The 16,660-nt window shown below is 66.7% G+C and carries 13 protein-coding genes; 4 read left to right on the top strand and 9 right to left on the bottom strand.

Going from position 1 to position 16,660, the window contains the following annotated elements; all coding sequences use genetic code 11:
* Positions 1–109 precede the first annotated feature (109 nt).
* Positions 110–1,741 (top strand): M4 family metallopeptidase, encoded by a 1,632-nt coding sequence (locus tag GST15_RS05810; protein ID WP_159016475.1) that lies wholly within the window; start codon positions 110–112, stop codon positions 1,739–1,741.
* Positions 1,742–1,917: 176 nt separating this feature from the next.
* Here GST15_RS05810 and dxs read toward each other — a convergent pair whose 3' ends face one another.
* The 8 genes from dxs to GST15_RS05770 all read right to left on the bottom strand — a co-directional run bounded on the left by dxs (position 1,918) and on the right by GST15_RS05770 (position 10,934).
* Positions 1,918–3,825 carry a 1-deoxy-D-xylulose-5-phosphate synthase gene (gene dxs, locus GST15_RS05805; RefSeq protein ID WP_159016267.1) on the bottom strand — a complete coding sequence of 636 codons (1,908 nt, stop codon included), beginning with the start codon at positions 3,823–3,825 and terminating at the stop codon, positions 1,918–1,920.
* Between the two features lie 64 nt (positions 3,826–3,889).
* On the bottom strand, positions 3,890–5,098 hold the full coding sequence (locus GST15_RS05800; RefSeq protein ID WP_159016266.1) for a hypothetical protein: 1,209 nt from the start codon (positions 5,096–5,098) through the stop codon (positions 3,890–3,892).
* Positions 5,099–5,188: 90 nt separating this feature from the next.
* Positions 5,189–5,860, bottom strand: coding sequence for an HNH endonuclease (locus GST15_RS05795; protein ID WP_159016265.1), 672 nt, complete (start codon positions 5,858–5,860; stop codon positions 5,189–5,191).
* An 81-nt stretch (positions 5,861–5,941) separates the two neighbouring features.
* Positions 5,942–7,732, bottom strand: coding sequence for an acyl-CoA dehydrogenase C-terminal domain-containing protein (locus GST15_RS05790; protein WP_159016264.1), 1,791 nt, complete (start codon positions 7,730–7,732; stop codon positions 5,942–5,944).
* Between the two features lie 37 nt (positions 7,733–7,769).
* Positions 7,770–8,210, bottom strand: coding sequence for an LEA/WHy family protein (locus tag GST15_RS05785; protein WP_159016263.1), 441 nt, complete (start codon positions 8,208–8,210; stop codon positions 7,770–7,772).
* Between the two features lie 174 nt (positions 8,211–8,384).
* The gene (locus tag GST15_RS05780; protein ID WP_159016262.1) at positions 8,385–9,074 is read right to left on the bottom strand and encodes a M23 family metallopeptidase; all 690 of its coding nucleotides are present in this window, start codon (positions 9,072–9,074) and stop codon (positions 8,385–8,387) included.
* 37 nt (positions 9,075–9,111) lie between these two features.
* Positions 9,112–10,116, bottom strand: a complete 1,005-nt coding sequence (locus GST15_RS05775) for a L,D-transpeptidase family protein (RefSeq protein ID WP_159016261.1) — start codon at positions 10,114–10,116, stop codon at positions 9,112–9,114.
* Positions 10,117–10,157: 41 nt separating this feature from the next.
* Positions 10,158–10,934, bottom strand: coding sequence for a murein L,D-transpeptidase catalytic domain family protein (locus GST15_RS05770; RefSeq protein WP_199268715.1), 777 nt, complete (start codon positions 10,932–10,934; stop codon positions 10,158–10,160).
* 189 nt (positions 10,935–11,123) lie between these two features.
* Here GST15_RS05770 and GST15_RS05765 point away from each other — a divergent pair, with 189 nt between their 5' ends.
* The 3 genes from GST15_RS05765 (at position 11,124) to GST15_RS05755 (ending at position 15,821) form a co-directional block, all read left to right on the top strand.
* Complete coding sequence (locus GST15_RS05765; protein WP_159016260.1) at positions 11,124–12,944, top strand: monovalent cation:proton antiporter-2 (CPA2) family protein; 1,821 nt, start codon at positions 11,124–11,126, stop codon at positions 12,942–12,944.
* A 120-nt stretch (positions 12,945–13,064) separates the two neighbouring features.
* On the top strand, positions 13,065–13,799 hold the full coding sequence (locus GST15_RS05760; protein WP_159016259.1) for a response regulator: 735 nt from the start codon (positions 13,065–13,067) through the stop codon (positions 13,797–13,799).
* A 12-nt stretch (positions 13,800–13,811) separates the two neighbouring features.
* Positions 13,812–15,821 carry a PAS domain S-box protein gene (locus tag GST15_RS05755; RefSeq protein WP_159016258.1) on the top strand — a complete coding sequence of 670 codons (2,010 nt, stop codon included), beginning with the start codon at positions 13,812–13,814 and terminating at the stop codon, positions 15,819–15,821.
* Positions 15,822–15,833: 12 nt separating this feature from the next.
* Here the strand turns inward: GST15_RS05755 and GST15_RS05750 are convergent, their stop codons facing one another.
* Positions 15,834–16,454: a helix-turn-helix domain-containing protein gene (locus tag GST15_RS05750; RefSeq protein ID WP_159016257.1), complete on the bottom strand. Its 621-nt coding sequence runs from the start codon at positions 16,452–16,454 to the stop codon at positions 15,834–15,836.
* Between the last annotated feature and the right edge of the window lie 206 nt (positions 16,455–16,660).

Below are 16,660 nucleotides of genomic sequence, written 5' to 3'. Positions count from 1 at the left end.
GATGAGTGGGGGCGTGGTTCAACCGGTCGAAAGTCATCCACACCCGTGCCGGCAGTCCGCCACGCCATTCGAGCAACGAACAATCATTCCTTGGGGGAACACCATGCAACTGCAATCGCGCCTTCTCACCATCGCCATCGCTTCGGCACTGGTCGCATCCGCACCCGCCTTCGCCGCTACAGTGGGCAAGTCGTCGGTTGCCGTCCGGGCCAAGGGACTCGTCGATGGCCCCGCCGCGGCCGCCGTCCATCGTGCCGTCGCCGATGCGTTCACCGTCCGCACCGCGCATGTCGGATCAAACGGTACCGAGCATGTCCGTTTCGATCGCACATACCGTGGGCTTCCGGTCATCGGTGGTGATTTCGTCCTGCATTCGCGCAATGGCCGCGTTACCGGCGTCAGCCAGACGATGAAGACCAGCTTGCGTCCCGACGTCATCCCGCAAGTCAGCAGCCAGCGGGCGGTGATCGAGGCCGGTGCGCGCTTCGGGACCGGTTTTGTCGGCATGCCGACTTCACGCCTGGTGATCTACGCACGCGGAACCAAGCCAGTGCTGGCGCATGAAGTGACTTTCTCGGGCTTCAAGGCCGACCAGACGCCGACCGACATGCATTACTTCGTCGACGCGCGCAGCGGCAGGATCCTGGGCCAGTGGGATACGGTCGAAACCGCCGTACCTGGGCGCGATCCGTCTGGATGCACCAGCCCGGTCGCATCAGTCGGTACCGGCAAGTCGCTGACCGAGGGCAATGTCACGGTCAATACCATTCGCTGTGGAACGACATACCAGCTGACGGACCTGACCCGTGGTGGTGGCCGCACATCGAACATGGCGATGCGCACGTCGGGCCTTGGCAGCGTCTTCACCGATGCCGACAACACATGGGGCAACAACGCCCTGACCGATTCGGCAACGGTCGCGGCCGACGCCCATTACGGCGTTTCGGAGACCTGGGATTACTACAAGAACGTCTACGGCCGCAACGGCATCGCCGACAACGGCAATGGTGCGCTCAGCCGCGTCCATTACGGCCGCAATTACGCCAACGCCTTCTGGTCCGACAGCTGCTTCTGCATGACCTTCGGCGATGGCGACAACGGCGTCACCATCAATCCGCTGGTTGCGCTCGATGTCGCCGGGCATGAGATGTCGCACGGCGTGTCGTCGCGCGAAGCCAACCTGACCTACTCGGGCGAATCGGGTGGCCTGAATGAAGCCAACTCGGACATCATGGGCACGATGGTCGAGTACTACGCCAACAATGCCAACGATCCGGGCGACTATCTGATCGGCGAGAAGGTCTATGCGCACAATCCGGGCACCAAGGCCCTGCGCTGGATGTTCAAGCCGAGCCTCGACGGCGCGTCGGCCGACTGCTATGACAGCAACGTCGGCAACCTGGATGTCCATTACAGCTCGGGTGTTGCCAACCACTTCTTCTATCTGCTTGCCGAAGGCGCGGTGGTTCCTGCCGGTTACGGTGCGGGCACGCCGGCCAACCTGACGGCCGCGTCGCTGGTCTGCAATGGCAACACGGCGATCGTGGGCATCGGTCGCAGCGATGCGGAGCAGATCTGGTACCACGGCATGGCGGATTACATGACCAGCGATACCAACTATGCCGGTGCACGCCAGGCGACGCTGAGCGCTGCCGTCGATCTGTTCGGTGCGGGTTCCGCGCAGTACAACGCTGTCGCTGCCGCATGGGATGCGGTCAGCGTCAACGGCGCGCTCTTTTGACCTGATTGCGGTCAGTGGTTCCAACGGCCCGCGAAAGCGGGCCGTTTTTTTGTGAGGGCAGGAACCTCACTACCCATGGGTTGGTGGGGCCGTGTCCGGGACCATGCACGGGCGCCGGCGGAAAGGGCGGCGCCAACGATCCGGATGCGCCCCAGCGGGGGCTTGGCGCGGATCGCTCAGCCGGTCGCTGTGTGCACGGATCGCGGACGCGCGAGGTCGGGCCAGCGTGCCAGCAGCGACGCGCGGATGCCGGCGGGGTCGAGTCCGGCTTCCGCCAGCAACTGCTCGCGGCTCGCATGATGCTGGAAGGCGTCCGGCAGGCCGAGATGCAGCATTGAACCCGGGATGTTGTCCGCGGCGAGCAATTCAGCCACGGCTGACCCTGCGCCCCCGGCCACGACGTTGTCCTCGATCGAGACCAGTCCCTCATGTGAAGCGGCAACCTCGTGCAGCAGGGCGCGGTCCAGCGGCTTGATGAAGCGCATGTTGACCACCGTCAGGCCCAGTTCGGCGCCCACGCTTTCCGCGGCCGCAACCGTCGCGCCAAATGCGAGCAGGGCGATGCGCGTACCACGCCGGCGCAGCTGCGCCACGCCGATCGGCAAGGCATCCAGTGTTGCCGCGACTGCCACCCCCGTGCCTGAGCCGCGTGGATAGCGAACCGCTGCGGGTCCGTCGAAAGCGAAGCCGGTCGTCAGCATCTGCCGGCACTCGTTTTCGTCCGACGCGGCCATCACCACCATGTTCGGCACGCAGCGCAGGTAGCTCAGGTCGAGGTTGCCGGCGTGCGTCGCTCCATCGGGGCCAACGGTGCCGCCGCGGTCGATCGCGAACAACACGTCGAGGTTCTGCAGCGCCACGTCGTGTACGAGCTGGTCGTAGCCGCGCTGCAGGAATGTCGAATAGATCGCGACGACCGGCTTGGCGCCTTCGCAGGCCATGCCGGCCGCCAGGGTGACGGCGTGTTGCTCGGCAATGGCTACATCGAAGTAGCGGTCAGGGTATTCCCTGCTGAAGCGGACGAGGCCGGAGCCCTCGCGCATTGCCGGCGTGATTCCGAGCAGCCGCGGCTCGGCGGCGGCCATGTCGCAGATCCAGTCACCGAAGACGTCGGTATACGTCGGTTTCTTCGCACCCTGTCGTGCCGCCAGGCCTTCCTGTGGATCGAACGGCGAGACCGCGTGATAACCGATCTGGTCGCCTTCCGCGAGTTCGTAGCCCTTGCCCTTGGTCGTGATCACATGCAGCAACTGCGGACCCTTGAGGGTCTTCAATGTCTGCAGGGTCGAGACGAGCGCGCCGACATCGTGGCCGTCGAGTGGCCCGGTGTAATGGAAACCCATTTCCTCGAAGAGGGTGGAGGGGACGAACATGCCCTTCCAGTGTTCCTCCCAGCGGCGCACGAACTTCGCCGTCGGATTGTTCTTGTCGCCCAGCAGCTTCTTGCCGCCTTCGCGCAGCGCATTGAGCGTGCGGCTCGCGGTCATGCGGCCGAGCATGCGGGTCAGCCCGCCGACGTTTTCCGAAATCGACATCCGGTTGTCGTTGAGGATGACCAGCAGGTCGGGTTCCGGATCCATGCCGCCGGCATGGTTGAGCGCTTCGTAGGCCATGCCCGCCGTCATCGCTCCGTCGCCGATCACGGCGACGACCTTGCGATCGATTCCGGCCTGCGCGTTGGCGATCGCCATGCCCAGCGCAGCGGAAATCGATGTCGAGGAATGGCCGACGCCAAACGCGTCGTAAGGGCTTTCGTCGCGTTTCGGAAAGGGCGCGATGCCGTCCTTCTGCTTGACCGTGTGGATCGCGTCGCGACGACCGGTCAGGATCTTGTGTGGGTAGGTCTGGTGGCCGACATCCCAGACGATGCGGTCTTCCGGCGTCGCGTAGATGTAATGCAGGGCGACGGTGAGTTCGATGACGCCCAGGCCAGCGCCGAAGTGGCCGCCGCTGCGGCCGACCGATTCGATCAGGTAGGCGCGCAACTCCTCGGCGATCGCGGGCAGTTCGTCAGCATCGAACTGGCGCAGGTCGGCCGGGGAATCGATGCGCGAAAGGTGCGGATACCGCGAAGGATCGATCATCCCGCCATTTTCGCCGCCGACGCCGTGACGGGCAAGGAAAGTCGGGTGCGTCGCGCGGGATTGTTTATTTTCCGCGCCGACGTCCGAACAGCCCAGCGGGCTTGGGCGGTTCCACAGGCTCCGGCGGCGCGTCGGGTACCAGTTCCGCATAGCCGGTGATCAGGCTGGCATTGACGAAGTCCGCCACTTCCTGGAAGGAGACGCCGCTTGCGCCGGCCAGTTCGGCCAGCGTCGCGGGCCCTTTCATCATTGCCGTGGCGATACGGAAGTGTTTGGGGAATTCGCGCTCGGTCTGCGGCCACTTGCCCAGGCGGTAGCGGCCGGAGGTGTCGAACTCAGGCAGGAGATGGCCCTTGCCGGCGACCAGTCCGCCGAACCACTGCAGCCGATTCAGGGGTTGCGCCGCGCCAAGCGCCTCGGTCTCGCGGGCCCAGGCGGCCGCATCCACGGGCTGGAAATCCTCACGGCCAACGCGGCCCTCGATCACGCTGGCCAGCGGCTTGAGCGACGTGGTCGCAAAGTACTGACGGGCATTGGCGTCGATCAGGAGGGGCTCCTGGACGGCGCGGCGGTAGCGGAATCGCCCGCTCAGCGCGCCGGGCGCGAGCCAGTCGGCGAAAACGGGCTCCCGGGCCGGGGTTGCCGGTGCAATCGGCTCCACTGCCGGCGCCGGGTGCACGACGGCGGCTGATGGCGTGATCGTGGTCGGGGCCAGTGTCCCGGCCTCGACCGACGCAGGCAGGTGCGGTGCGGGTGCGGGCGGCTCCGCTTCCTCATCCACGGGAAGCGGATGTTCCTCGGGAAGCAGATCCTGCGGCACGGGCGACGGCGACATGCCCGATGGCACGGCAGCCACGTGCGGCGGCGCAGCAGCCGGAGCACTTGCTCTGGATTCCTTCGGCGCGGCTGCAGCTGACTTGCGTGAGGCTTGGGGCTCGGCAGCGGGCTTGCCGGCGGCCTTGGCAGGCTGGCCACCACTGACGGCCTGCAGCAGCTCGGCCACGCTGTCGGCGTCGAACGGGCGGCGGAGATGGAAATCGGTCTGCGTGCGGGCGGCCGAACTCAGCCCCACCACCTGCTTGCCTGCGGCATGCAGTCGAAGCCAGCTCATCGGGCCGTACATGCTGTCCATGTCGACGATGACCGTTGCCGCCTCTGCGTCGGGCACCAGCTGCCATGGATGACCCAGGCTGCCATTGGCCTGGTTGAAGGCCGCGGTCAACGCCGCCTCGGTGGCCGCGTCCATGCCGGTAAAACCGAGCGTCAGTGCCATGTTGCGATCCGGTTCAGATTGGGCTGCTTCGAGTGTAGCGAAGTTGCGCCTTGGCGGAGCGCCCGCGCCGACGCCATGGCCTGTCAACCATCAGGCCAGGCGTTGCCTGCGCTTGGGCAGGTGGCTTCTCAGGAAGGCCATCTGGTCGGCGAGGATGTTTCGGTTCGACAGGATCAGGTGTTCGATCCAGCTGGGGCGATAGGGGATCGCCAGTAGTGGCATCGATGCCTGCTGCGGCGTCCGGCCGCCCTTGCGCGAATTGCAGTGGAAGCAGGCCGCGACGACGTTCTCCCAGATATCGCGGCCGCCCCTGGACAGCGGCACGACGTGGTCGCGCGTCAGATGCTGGCGGCTGAAGTCGCGTCCGCAATACAGGCACAGGTGCTGGTCGCGGGCGAACAGGGCGACATTGGTGAGCGAGGGCGTGGGATCGAGCGCATGTGCGCGCGCATGGCCCCGCGCCGCGACGATCGGATGCAGGTCCAGCACGCTGCGCTCGCCGGTCATGCGGGAAATGCCGCCGCGGACGCTCAGGCAGGGGTCGCCGAGCGTCCAGGCCACCGCGCCGCGCACGTAGAGGCACGTCGCGTCCTGCCAGCTCATCCAGTCGAGTACGCGGCCATGCGCGTCCAGGGACAGCAGGCGGACGGCATCGAGTCGGGGAATGGGTTGCAACGTGTCGGCCACGTCGGCAGCGGCGAGCCCGGAATCCGCAGGGGCTCCCGCTTGGACAAGGCGCAACGTCGCTCTGTCGGTCTCCATCGGGGATCAACCTTATACCCATTCGCCGCGACTTTGTACGGCAGGCGGCGCAGATCGCGCTTGCCCGGGCGGGCGCCCGGATCAGGCGTCGAACCGCTCCGCCTCCAGCGACATCAACGGACCGGCGCCACTCTCGATCGCCGCCTTGTGCATCAGCGTCCGTGGCAGCAGCCGGGCGAAATGGAACCGCGCGGTCTCACGTTTCGCTGCCTTGAATGCGGACGAATGCGTCGACGCGTCGGCCGCCACGACGCTGCGCGCCCACCAGTACGCCAGTGCGACGTAGCCGGAATAGAAGAGATAGTCGTATGCGGCGGCACCGATCTCATCGGGATCGGCGGCGGCGCGCAGGCCGATGGTGCGAGTGAGTTCCTGCCATTCGGCGGCCTTTTCACGCAGGGGCGCGATGAACTCGCCGGCCGCCTGCTGGTTGGCGCTGTCGGCGCAGAAATCCTCGATCATCGCCAGCATCACCCGCAGTCCCGCTCCGTGTTGCTGCAGGGTCTTGCGGCCCATCAGGTCCAGTGCCTGGATGCCGGTGGTGCCTTCGTACAAGGTCGTGATGCGGGCGTCGCGCACCAGTTGCTCCATCCCGTGTTCGGCGATGTAGCCGTGGCCGCCGAAGCATTGCAGCGCGTGGTATGTGCATTCGACCGCCCACTCGGTCAGGCACGCCTTGACGATCGGCGTCAGGAAGCCCAACAAGGCATCCGCCTGCGCGCGCTCGGCTGCATCCGCGCCGTGGCTGACGATATCGATCAGCGACGCTGCGTGGTAGCCCAGCACGCGACCGCCTTCGACCAGTGCCTTCTGCGTCAGCAGCATCCGGCGCACGTCGGGGTGCACGATGATCGGATCGGCGCGTTGCTCCGGGAATTTCGGTCCCGAGAGCGCGCGCATCTGCAGGCGTTCGCGCGCGTAGCGCAGTGCGTTCTGCCATGCGCGATCCGCGATCCCGAGTCCCTGCAGGCCGACCGCAAGGCGCGCGGTATTCATCATGGTGAACATCGCGGCCAGTCCCTTGTTGGGCTCGCCGATCAGGTAACCGCGCGCGCCGTCGAAGTTCATCACGCACGTGGCCGAGCCATGGATCCCCATCTTGTGTTCGAGCGCGCCGCATCGCACGGCATTGCGCGCGCCGACGGTGCCGTCGCGATCGACCTGCATCCTGGGCACGATGAACATGGAGATGCCCTTGCTGCCCGCCGGTGCGCCAGGCAGTCGGGCCAGCACGAGGTGGATGATGTTGTCGGTGAAGTCATGCTCGCCGGCGGTGATGAAGATCTTGGTGCCGGTGATGGAATGGCTGCCATCGTCGTTGGCGACGGCGCGCGTGGTGAGCAGGCCCAGGTCGGTGCCGCATTGCGGTTCGGTCAGGCACATGGTTCCGGTCCATGTGCCCTGCACGATGGGCCTGAGGAAGGCATCCTGCTGCCACGCTTCGCCGTGGTGGAGCAGCGCCTCGGTCGCGCCGTGGGACAGCAGCGGGAAATTGCCCCACGCCAGGTTGGCTGCGTCGATCATTTCCTTGAGCGGGACACCGGCCGCATGCGGCAGCCCCTGGCCACCGAAGGCCTCGGGAGAGACCAGGCCCGGCCACCCGCCATCGACGTATTGCGCATACGCCTGGCGGAACCCCGGTGGGGTGGTCACCTCGCCGGTCTGCGCATCGAAACTGCATCCGGATGCATCACCGACCGCATTGAGTGGCGCCAGCACGGTTTCGGCGAAACGCGCCCCCTCGTCCAGCACGGCATCGACGGTGTCGCGCGTGGCGGCGTCGAATCCGAGGCGCGCGAAAAGTGCCTCAGCACCGAGGACGTCGAACAGGGCGAAGCGCATGTCCGACAGCGGGGCGCGATAGGTGCTCATGTCACTCCAGCGGGGAGGTCGTCGATATCAGGGAGTGTCAGCGCAGGACGCCGGCCAGGCCGGGGACCGGCGCCAGCGCGTTGCTGCGCTTGATCCGGTAGCTGTGCAGGCTGCCGGTTTCCAGTCCCGCGTCGACGGTGCCCTCGAGCGAATAAGTCACGCCGGTGCCGCGCGCGAGCGCGTCGGCCATGACGATCTTCGCTGCCGATGACGGGACCAGTGCGACGGTCGCGACGTCGGCGGATTCCGGGCCGATCGAAAGCCCGGCGTGTCCTTCGATGGTGCCCGCCGGCACGTCGCCGATCACCATCGCAAGCCGGATGCTGTCGAAGCGCATCGGCACGTTGCTGAAGTTGTCGATGCGCACATCCAGCGACCAGCTTCCGTTTGCGCGCACGGTCAGTTGCTGGATGTTGGCGGCCGGATCGGAGACGCGACGGGAAGGGCCACTCGCGCAGCTGGCCAGCAGCAGGGACATCACGGCGAATAGGGTCAGCGCCAGGCGTTTCATGCATTTACCGGTTCAGCGAATGTGGCTGGAGGATACACCGGCGTCGGCGGATCCCTGGACGCAGGCGGTCAGTCGATCAGGCGCATCCGGCTCGCACTCGCCGATTTGCGAATTCGCGATTGAAGGGCAAGCCGCCGCGCTTCAGCGACTGCCCGACGCGCTGGCCAGCAACGGGTAGGGGTTGATCGGAGTGCCCTTCCACCATTGCTTCTCCGGGCCGAGCAGGAAGATCGCGAAGTGCAGGTGCGGTGCGTCCGGACTGGCGTCGCCGGTGCTGCCGACATAACCGATCACGTCGCCGCGCTTGAGCGCCTGGCCCTCGACGAGTCCGTTCGCGTAGCGATCCAGGTGCGCGTAGTAGTAGCAGTAGGTACTGGCCGGATCGAACTCGTAGATGGTCAGTCCGCCGCGGACGCTGGTGAACAGCTTGGCGACCTTGCCATCGGATGCCGCCAGGACCGGTGTCCCGCGCGCGGCCATGATGTCCAGTGCTTCGTGGCGACGCGTGCCCTGGCGATCGTCGCCGAAGGTATCGGTGAGCTGTCGTGGCGCAATCCCCGCGACCGGCAGCAACAGGCCGGCGATGGCAGGAGTCGTGGCGATCGCGGACGCGGGCAGTGCGGCACCCGGTGACGATGCCACTGGCGTCCGCGCCGGCGCCGGCGCTGGCGGCAACGCCGAAGTGCCGGGCGGCATAACCGGCTGGGTGACCGGCGCCACGGACAATGCCGGTGGCGCCATGGCTGGCGCGGGGCAATCACGCCTCACTAGGAAGTACACGACATTGGCACCGACCAGCACGCCGGCAAGGAACAGCAGCACGCTCTTCATGCACACCTCCCGATGACCGGCCAGCCAGTCATGGCGCTCACTCCTGCAAGACGGCGGGCGTGCCCGGCCCGACCGAATGCGACAGCGTCAATGCATCCCAGTTGGTCAGGCGGATGCAGCCGTGTGATTCGGTCTTGCCGATCTTGGCGGGCTCGGGCGTGCCGTGGATGCCGTAGTGCTCCTTCGACAGGTCGACCCAGACCACGCCGACCGGATTATTGGGGCCGGCGGGGATCATGGCTTTCGAATGTCTTGGATTCGCGTCCCAGAACAGCGCGGGGTTGTACTGGAAGGTCGGATTGTTGCCGACGCCCTGGATCTTCCAGTCACCGAGCGGCAATGGATCATGGGAGCTGCCCATCGTCGCCGGAAACTGCGCGTAGGTCTTGCCGGCGGCATCCACCAGGCTCACCGTCGCATCGGACTTGTCCACCACGACCTTGGCGGCCTTGGGCAGGTCACCGGCAACGCCCATGACATTGGGAACGATGATCTGCTCGCCCACGGCGAACGACGTGCCCGGGTTGAGCTTCTCGAGCAGCGCGGGGCTGGCATGGAACTTCTCGCCCATGGCTTCCTGCACGGAGGAATAACCCAGCGCCGGCAGCTTGGCCTTTTCCATCATGTCCGCCGGGATCGGCTCGAACGGACCTGCCGCGTCCGCATCCGTCAACGCGTAGCTGACCAGTGCCGGCTGCGCGTCCTGGATGAGCGCGGACCACGTCGCATCGTCGAGGGTGCCGGTAACGGGGAGATCCCTGGAGGCCTGGAAACCGGAAATGGCCCGGCGCGTATTGGAACCACCGCGTCCGTCGATTTCGCCGGGGGAAAAATGCGCGCGGTCGAGGAGGATCTGCGCGCGCAGGATCGCATCGTGGCTGTCGCCCGCCTGCGCCGCGTTGATCGCGTCGACAGAGGTGGCAGGCGCAGGGGCCGGCAAGGTGGTTTCCTGCGGTCGGGCAGACGTGGCAAAAGCCGCGGTCAGCAGCAGTGATGAGACAGCCACCGCCAACTTGCGGGTTGAAGGATTGCCAGGATGCATGCTCGACCCACCGTATAAAGGAAGGTCAATGCTGCGTGATGTCAGCGCGACGTCGCGTGAAGGGCTGGCACTCGTTCAGCTGCGAATTGGCTTTGCCCGCAATCGAGGAATCGTGATTTCGACAGCCATCCACGATCCGGGTAATAGGCGAACAGCAACTGTCCCTGCTTGAGGCTGTCGATCACCGCATGCGCAACCTGCGGTCGCAGGGCAGGGCAGCCGTAACTGCGGCCGAGCCGCCCCTGTTTGAGTGCGAGCAACGGATCCACGTACCACGCACCGTGGATCACGATCGCACGCGAGCGGGCGTGGTCGTTGACGCCCGGCTCCAGTCCATCCATCCGCAGCGAGTAGCCGTTGTCGCCTTCGTAGGTCTCGGCGGTCGTGAACAGTCCCAGGCTCGACTGCAGGCTGCCTTCGACGTTGGAGAAATGCTGCGCCATGTTGTCGCCGCTACCGCGACCGTGGGCGACGTACTCGTCGAACAACAGGCTCGCCTTCTGCATGTCGAAGACCCACAGCCGTCGTTCGGTCGACGGCCGCGAGTAGTCGATGACGGCGAGTCGGGAGTCGAGCGAGGCGGCGCCGCGATTGATGGCGCACCGGCGCGCCTTCAGGGCGAGATCCAGGACCTGCGGATTTGCTTGCGGCGCGGCGGCTTCCAGCGCACCGAGCAGCATTGGCGCGGCGGTGTCCGGGGCGATGGGGGTCGATGGTTTGGCGGCAATTGCGATGTGCGCGGGCTGTGAGCGATGCGGGACGTCGGCAACACAGGCGGCCAGCAATGCCGTTGCCAGCAATAGGATGGGGCGATGCATGGCCACAGGGTACCGTGCCAAGCTCGGCAATCCCTGAACTGGACCACGGTTTTACGTAACACATCGGGGCCGCGGCCCATTCACCGACCTGTCCGGGCCCGGCCCACGTGGAAATGCAAAGCCGGGCACGTCGGCGATGGGCGCCCGGGCGCCCATCGCCACGGTTCATAATCCTGCACGGAGGTGGCCATGCACGGCGGCGGTCTTGAACTCGCACTGGTGTTCCTGCTGGCCGCGGTGATCGCGGTGCCGGTGTTCAAGCGCGTGCGCCTGGGGGGCGTTCTGGGCTATCTCGCCGCCGGGGTCGCGCTGGGGCCCTACGGCTTCGGCGTGGTGGGTGATGCGGCGCCAGTGCTCGGCGCCAGCCAGATCGGCGTGGTCATGCTGCTGTTCGTGATCGGGCTGGAGCTGTCGCCCGCGCGCCTGCGGGTCATGCGCAAGCCGGTATTCGGCGTGGGCGGACTGCAGGTCCTGTTGTCGGCCCTGGCCCTGGGCGCGTTGTCGCTGTGGCTGGGAGCCGGCTGGAAGGCGGCCATCGTCATCGGCGTGGGCCTGGCCTTGTCCTCCACCGCCATCGGCCTGCAACTGCTGGCCGAGCGCAAGGCGCTGACCAGCGACCATGGCCGCCTGGGCTTCGCCATCCTGCTGTTCCAGGACCTCGCCGCCATTCCGTTGCTGGCGGCGATTCCGCTGCTCGGCAGCGTCGACGGGCAGGCGTCGTCCCAGCCCATCGGCTGGATGGCGCTCAAGGCATTCCTGGCAATCGGCGCACTCGTGTTCGGTGGGCGCCTGCTGCTGCGGCACCTGTTTCGGTTCATCGCGCGCACGCGCATGCCCGAGGTGTTCACGGCCAGTGCGTTGCTCGTGGTCCTGGGCAGCGCCTGGCTGATGGAACTGGCCGGGCTGAGCATGGGCCTGGGTGCCTTCCTCGCCGGCGTGCTGCTGGCCGACTCGGAATTCCGCCACGAACTCGAATCGCAGGTGCAGCCATTCGAGGGATTGCTGCTGGGGCTGTTCTTCATGGCCGTCGGCATGAGCATCAACCTCACCCGTGTCCTGGCCGAGCCGCGCGTCATCGCCGTCGCGGTCGCGGTGCTGATGACGGTGAAGTTCGCGGTGCTGTTCGGCGTCGGGCGACGTCCCGGCCGGCTCGACACGCGCGAGGCCCTGCTGTTGGCCAGCGTGCTGGCGCTGGGCGGAGAATTCGCATTCGTCATCTTCGGCGAGGCACAGGCAGCCGGGCTGCTGGATGCCGTCCTGCGCGATCGGCTGGTCGCCGTCGTCGGGGTGTCGATGGCATTGACTCCGCCATTGCTGATCGCGATGTCGCGCCTGGTCGGTTCCGCACGGCCAAAGCCCGCGCCCGCCTACGACGCGATCGACGACCAGCATCCACAAGTGCTGATCGCGGGATTCGGCCGGTTCGGGCAGATCGTCGCGCGATTGCTGCTGGCCCAGCGCATTCCATTCGTCGCCATCGAACACAGTCCGGAGCAGGTGGAATTCATGCGCCGGTTCGGCAACCTGATCTATTACGGCGATCCGTCGCGGCTGGACCTGCTGCGCGCGGCAGGTGCCGCCAGGGTCAAGGTGTTCGTCATCGCGATCGACGATGTCGAGGCCAACCTGAAGGCCGTGCGGCTCATCCGCGCCGAGTACCCGGGCGCGACCGTGCTGGCGCGGGCGCGCAATCGCCGCCACGCGTGGGAGCTGATGGACCTCGGCGCCGAAGTCGTGCGCGAGACGTTTTTCTCCAGCCTCTTCATGGGGACGCGGGTGCTGGTCGCACTCGGCACGCCGGAGGCGGTTGCGAAGCAGCGTGCCGAACGCTTCCGCGAGCACGACGAGGCACTGCTGCGCACCCAGCACCTGGTGTACGACGACGAGGCGGCGTTGGTGCAGACCTCCCAGGAGGCGCGCAAGGACCTGGAGCAGCTGTTCGCCGCCGACCGTGGCGAGGGCGTGCTGGGTGGCATGGTCGAACGCGTCGGGAAACTGCCGGCCGACTGACCGTGGTGTCGATGCGTGCTCACCTTGCGCTCACGCGAGCGGGCGGATGGGTGGCGGTCCGGTCAAGACGGGCAGCACACGCGCCTGGGTCTAGAGTCGGGCGCAAGGTAAGGGTGATCCATGCCAGGACGGTCTGAATCCACTAGCGAAGCGCCGCACATCCTTGTCGTCGATGACGATCCGGAGATCGGCGCGTTGCTTGGCCGCTACCTGGGCGGGCATGGGTATCGCGTCAGCATCGCCGGCAACGGCGCCGAATTGCGCCAGCGCCTCGCCCACGAGGTCGTGGACCTGGTGCTGCTCGATCTCGGGCTGCCCGATGGCGACGGCCTCGGCCTGCTGCGCGAGTTCCAGGTGTACTGGCATGGGCCCGTGATCGTGGTCAGTGGCCGGGGCGAATCGGTCGAACGCGTGGTCGGACTGGAGCTGGGCGCGGACGATTACGTCAGCAAGCCGTTCGACCTGCGCGAATTGCTGGCGCGCGTGCGTTCGGTACTCCGGCGCGCGCAATTGCAGCGGGCTAGCAACGCGACCGCCGGCACGATCGAGTTCGACGGCATGCGCCTGGAGACATCATCGCGGCGCCTGCTGGATCGCGACGGCACCGACCTGGGCCTGACCAGTGGCGAATTCGAATTGCTGCTGCTGCTGCTCAAGCGCCCCAACCAGGTGCTGACGCGCGACCAGCTGATGAGTTCGCTGCACGGTCGCGATGCCGGACCGTACGACCGCTCCATCGACGTGCAGATCGGCCGGCTGCGGCGGAAGATCGAGGCCGACCCCGCACGGCCGCGCGTGATCAAGTCGGTTCGCGGTGCCGGTTACATGCTTGCGGCGTCCGTCAGCCAGGCCTGACCGGGACCGGCCATGTATTCCGAGCTGTTCGAGACAGTTCCCGATGCCTTGATCGTGGTGGACGACCGCGGCCGCATCGTGAAGGCCAATCGGCACTCGGAGAAGCTCTTCGGCTACACGCCCGGCTCGCTGGCGGGGAAGTCGATAGAAGTCCTGATCCCGCCCGACCTGCGCGCCCGCCACCAGGCACACCGGGCGGCATACCTGCACAACCCGCGCGTGCGGCCAATGGGCACCTCCGAGCAGACGCTCATCGGGCAGCGCTCGGATGGCCAGCAGTTCCCGGTGGAGATCGCGCTTGGGCCGGTCACCAGCCCCGACGACAAACGGCTGGTGCTGGCGTCGATCCGCGACATTTCAGAAAGCCAGCGCGCACGACAGGCGATCGTGCGTGCGCGATACGACGCACTCGTCGCCCGGGTGGGCCAGCTTGCGCTGGAAGCCGCCGATGGGGAGAGCGTCATCGGCAGCCTGCCGGCCCTGGTCGCCGAAGCGCTGCGGGTGGACGCGGTCGCCGTCGCCTTTCTCCGCCCCGAGAACGGCCGCATGCAGGTCGCCGCATCCGTCGGCCTGGATGCGCAGTGGCTGGATGTGTTGTCGGTATGGGGCACGGATGATGATTCGCTGTCGCGCGCAGTGCGCGATGGCGTCGCGATGGTGGTCGACGACCTGGAGCGCGACCAGGCGATCGGGGGCGCCATCCATGCGCCCGACGGAGCGAGCGGCAGCATCGCCGTGATGCCGTTGCTGGATCGCGATCATCCGATGGGCGCATTGATCGCAATGTCGCCCCGTCGCCGGGCATTCGCCCACGATGAGCTGCACCTGCTGCAATCGATCGCCAACCTCCTGGCGGCGCTGAGCCAGCGGCGTCGCACCGAGGAACAACTCGCGCACTCGCAGCGACTGGATGCGGTCGGCCAGTTGACGGGCGGCGTTGCCCACGATTTCAACAACCTGCTCACGATCATTTCCGGCAACCTGCAGTTGCTCGAGTCGCGCGTCGCCGGCGTGCCCGAGGCGGGCGACATGATCGCCAGTGCATCGCGCGCAGCCGGTCGCGGCGCCGAACTCACCTCCAAGTTGCTGGCCTTCGCCAGGCGCCAGCGCCTGAGGCCGCAACCGGTCGCGCCAAAGAAAATGTTGGCGGACCTCGCCGAGATGATGCGGCGGACATTGGGCAATTCCATCGGCATCGTGGTGAACGACTGCCTGGAGCCGTTGCCGGACGCCTTTGCCGATCCCACGCAACTGGACACGGCGATGATCAACCTGGCGGTGAACGCGCGCGATGCCATGCCCGATGGCGGCGTCATCACGTTGTCGGTCGGTGAGGCCTGGGTGTCCGGGAGGGACAGTCGACCGGACCTGGATCCCGGCCACTACATCGTCTTCTGGGTGGAGGACAACGGCCACGGCATGTCGGAGGAGTCGCTTCACCGGGCGGTCGAACCCTTCTTCACGACCAAGGACAGCGGTCGCGGCAGCGGCCTGGGCTTGAGCATGGTCTACGGATTCGTTCGGCAGAGCGGTGGATCGATGCTGATCGAAAGCCGCCCGGGCTACGGCTCGCGCATCAGGCTGTACCTTCCGGTGGCGCGCACCCCGGCGGTCGCGGATGTTCCCGCCACCGACATCGTCCGTGGTCGCGGCCAGGGCATCCTCGTGGTCGAGGACGACGCGGCCGTGCGCGAGGTTGCGGTCGCATTCCTTGGCTCACTTGGCTATCGCATCCATGCCGTCGGCAATGGAACGGATGCGCTGCAACACTTGTCCGATCATGCCGACACCGCATTGCTGTTCACCGACATCATGCTCGGTGACGACATGGACGGACATGCGCTGGCGACGGCAGCGCGCGACATCCGTCCGGGCCTGGCCGTGTTGATGACGTCTGGATATGACGACAAGACGCTGTCCGATGAACGCGGCGATGACGCCGTGTATCCGCTGCTTCGAAAGCCCTACAGGCGCGAACAGCTCGCGCAGGCCGTGCGCCTCTGCCTGGATCCGCAGGACTGAGGGCGATGCGGGTCAGTGGCAGGCGCGCGATGCCGAGAGGGTGGCAGCCAACCCTGCGGGGTCCTCGATGCGGATCTCGCGCCGTTCGATGCGGATGAGTCCGAGCGCCTGCAGGTGCGACAACGCACGCACCACGGTCTCCAGTTGCAGCGACAGGAAATTGCCGACATCCGCCCGGGTCATGCGCAGCGTCATGCACAGCGGGCTGAAGCCCAGGGCGCCCAGTCGCGCGGTGAGGTCGAGCAGGAAAGCCGCCACCCGCTGTTCCGCGGCCAGGGTGCCGAGCGCGAGCATCCAACCCCAGTCGCGACGGATCTCGCTGGCAAGCGCAGCGGTCAGCAGTTCCTGGAACTCCGGCACCGTCTCGCGCAGATGCGCACAGGGAAGCTCCCAGACCTCGCCGACGTCCAGTGCGACCGCGTCGCAGGCATAGGTCGCCATGTCGAGCGCGTCCAGGCCCAGCAATTCGCCGCGCAGGCGGAAGCCGGTGATCTTCTCGCGGCCGTCCTCGCTCAGCACGCTGGTCTTGAAGACGCCCGCATGGATCAGGTGCAATGTGTGCCGCGGCTGCCCGGCTCGAAAGACGTATTGCTTCGCCTTGAGCCGGCGGCGCTGCAGTGGAAGTGCACGCACGAGCGCTTCCATGGCCGACAGGGGCGGAGACTGCGCCGGTGGAATGAATTCAGGCGTGGACGCGGTTGGCTGCCGCGAATCGACAACGTCATGGGTATCGAACATCGCACCGGCACTCCGCGGGACGTCAGCCCACCTTATGCCCGGTCGGTCTCGACTGGATGTGCGGCGCGTAACGCTATGTAACGGCACGTAACAGGCATCCG

The sequence above is a fragment of the Cognatiluteimonas profundi genome (genome assembly GCF_009792795.1).
Taxonomy (GTDB): Bacteria; Pseudomonadota; Gammaproteobacteria; order Xanthomonadales; family Xanthomonadaceae; genus Cognatiluteimonas; species Cognatiluteimonas profundi.
The sequence above is the reverse complement of the archived record's forward strand: the minus strand, read 5'-3'. Positions and strand labels throughout refer to the sequence as shown.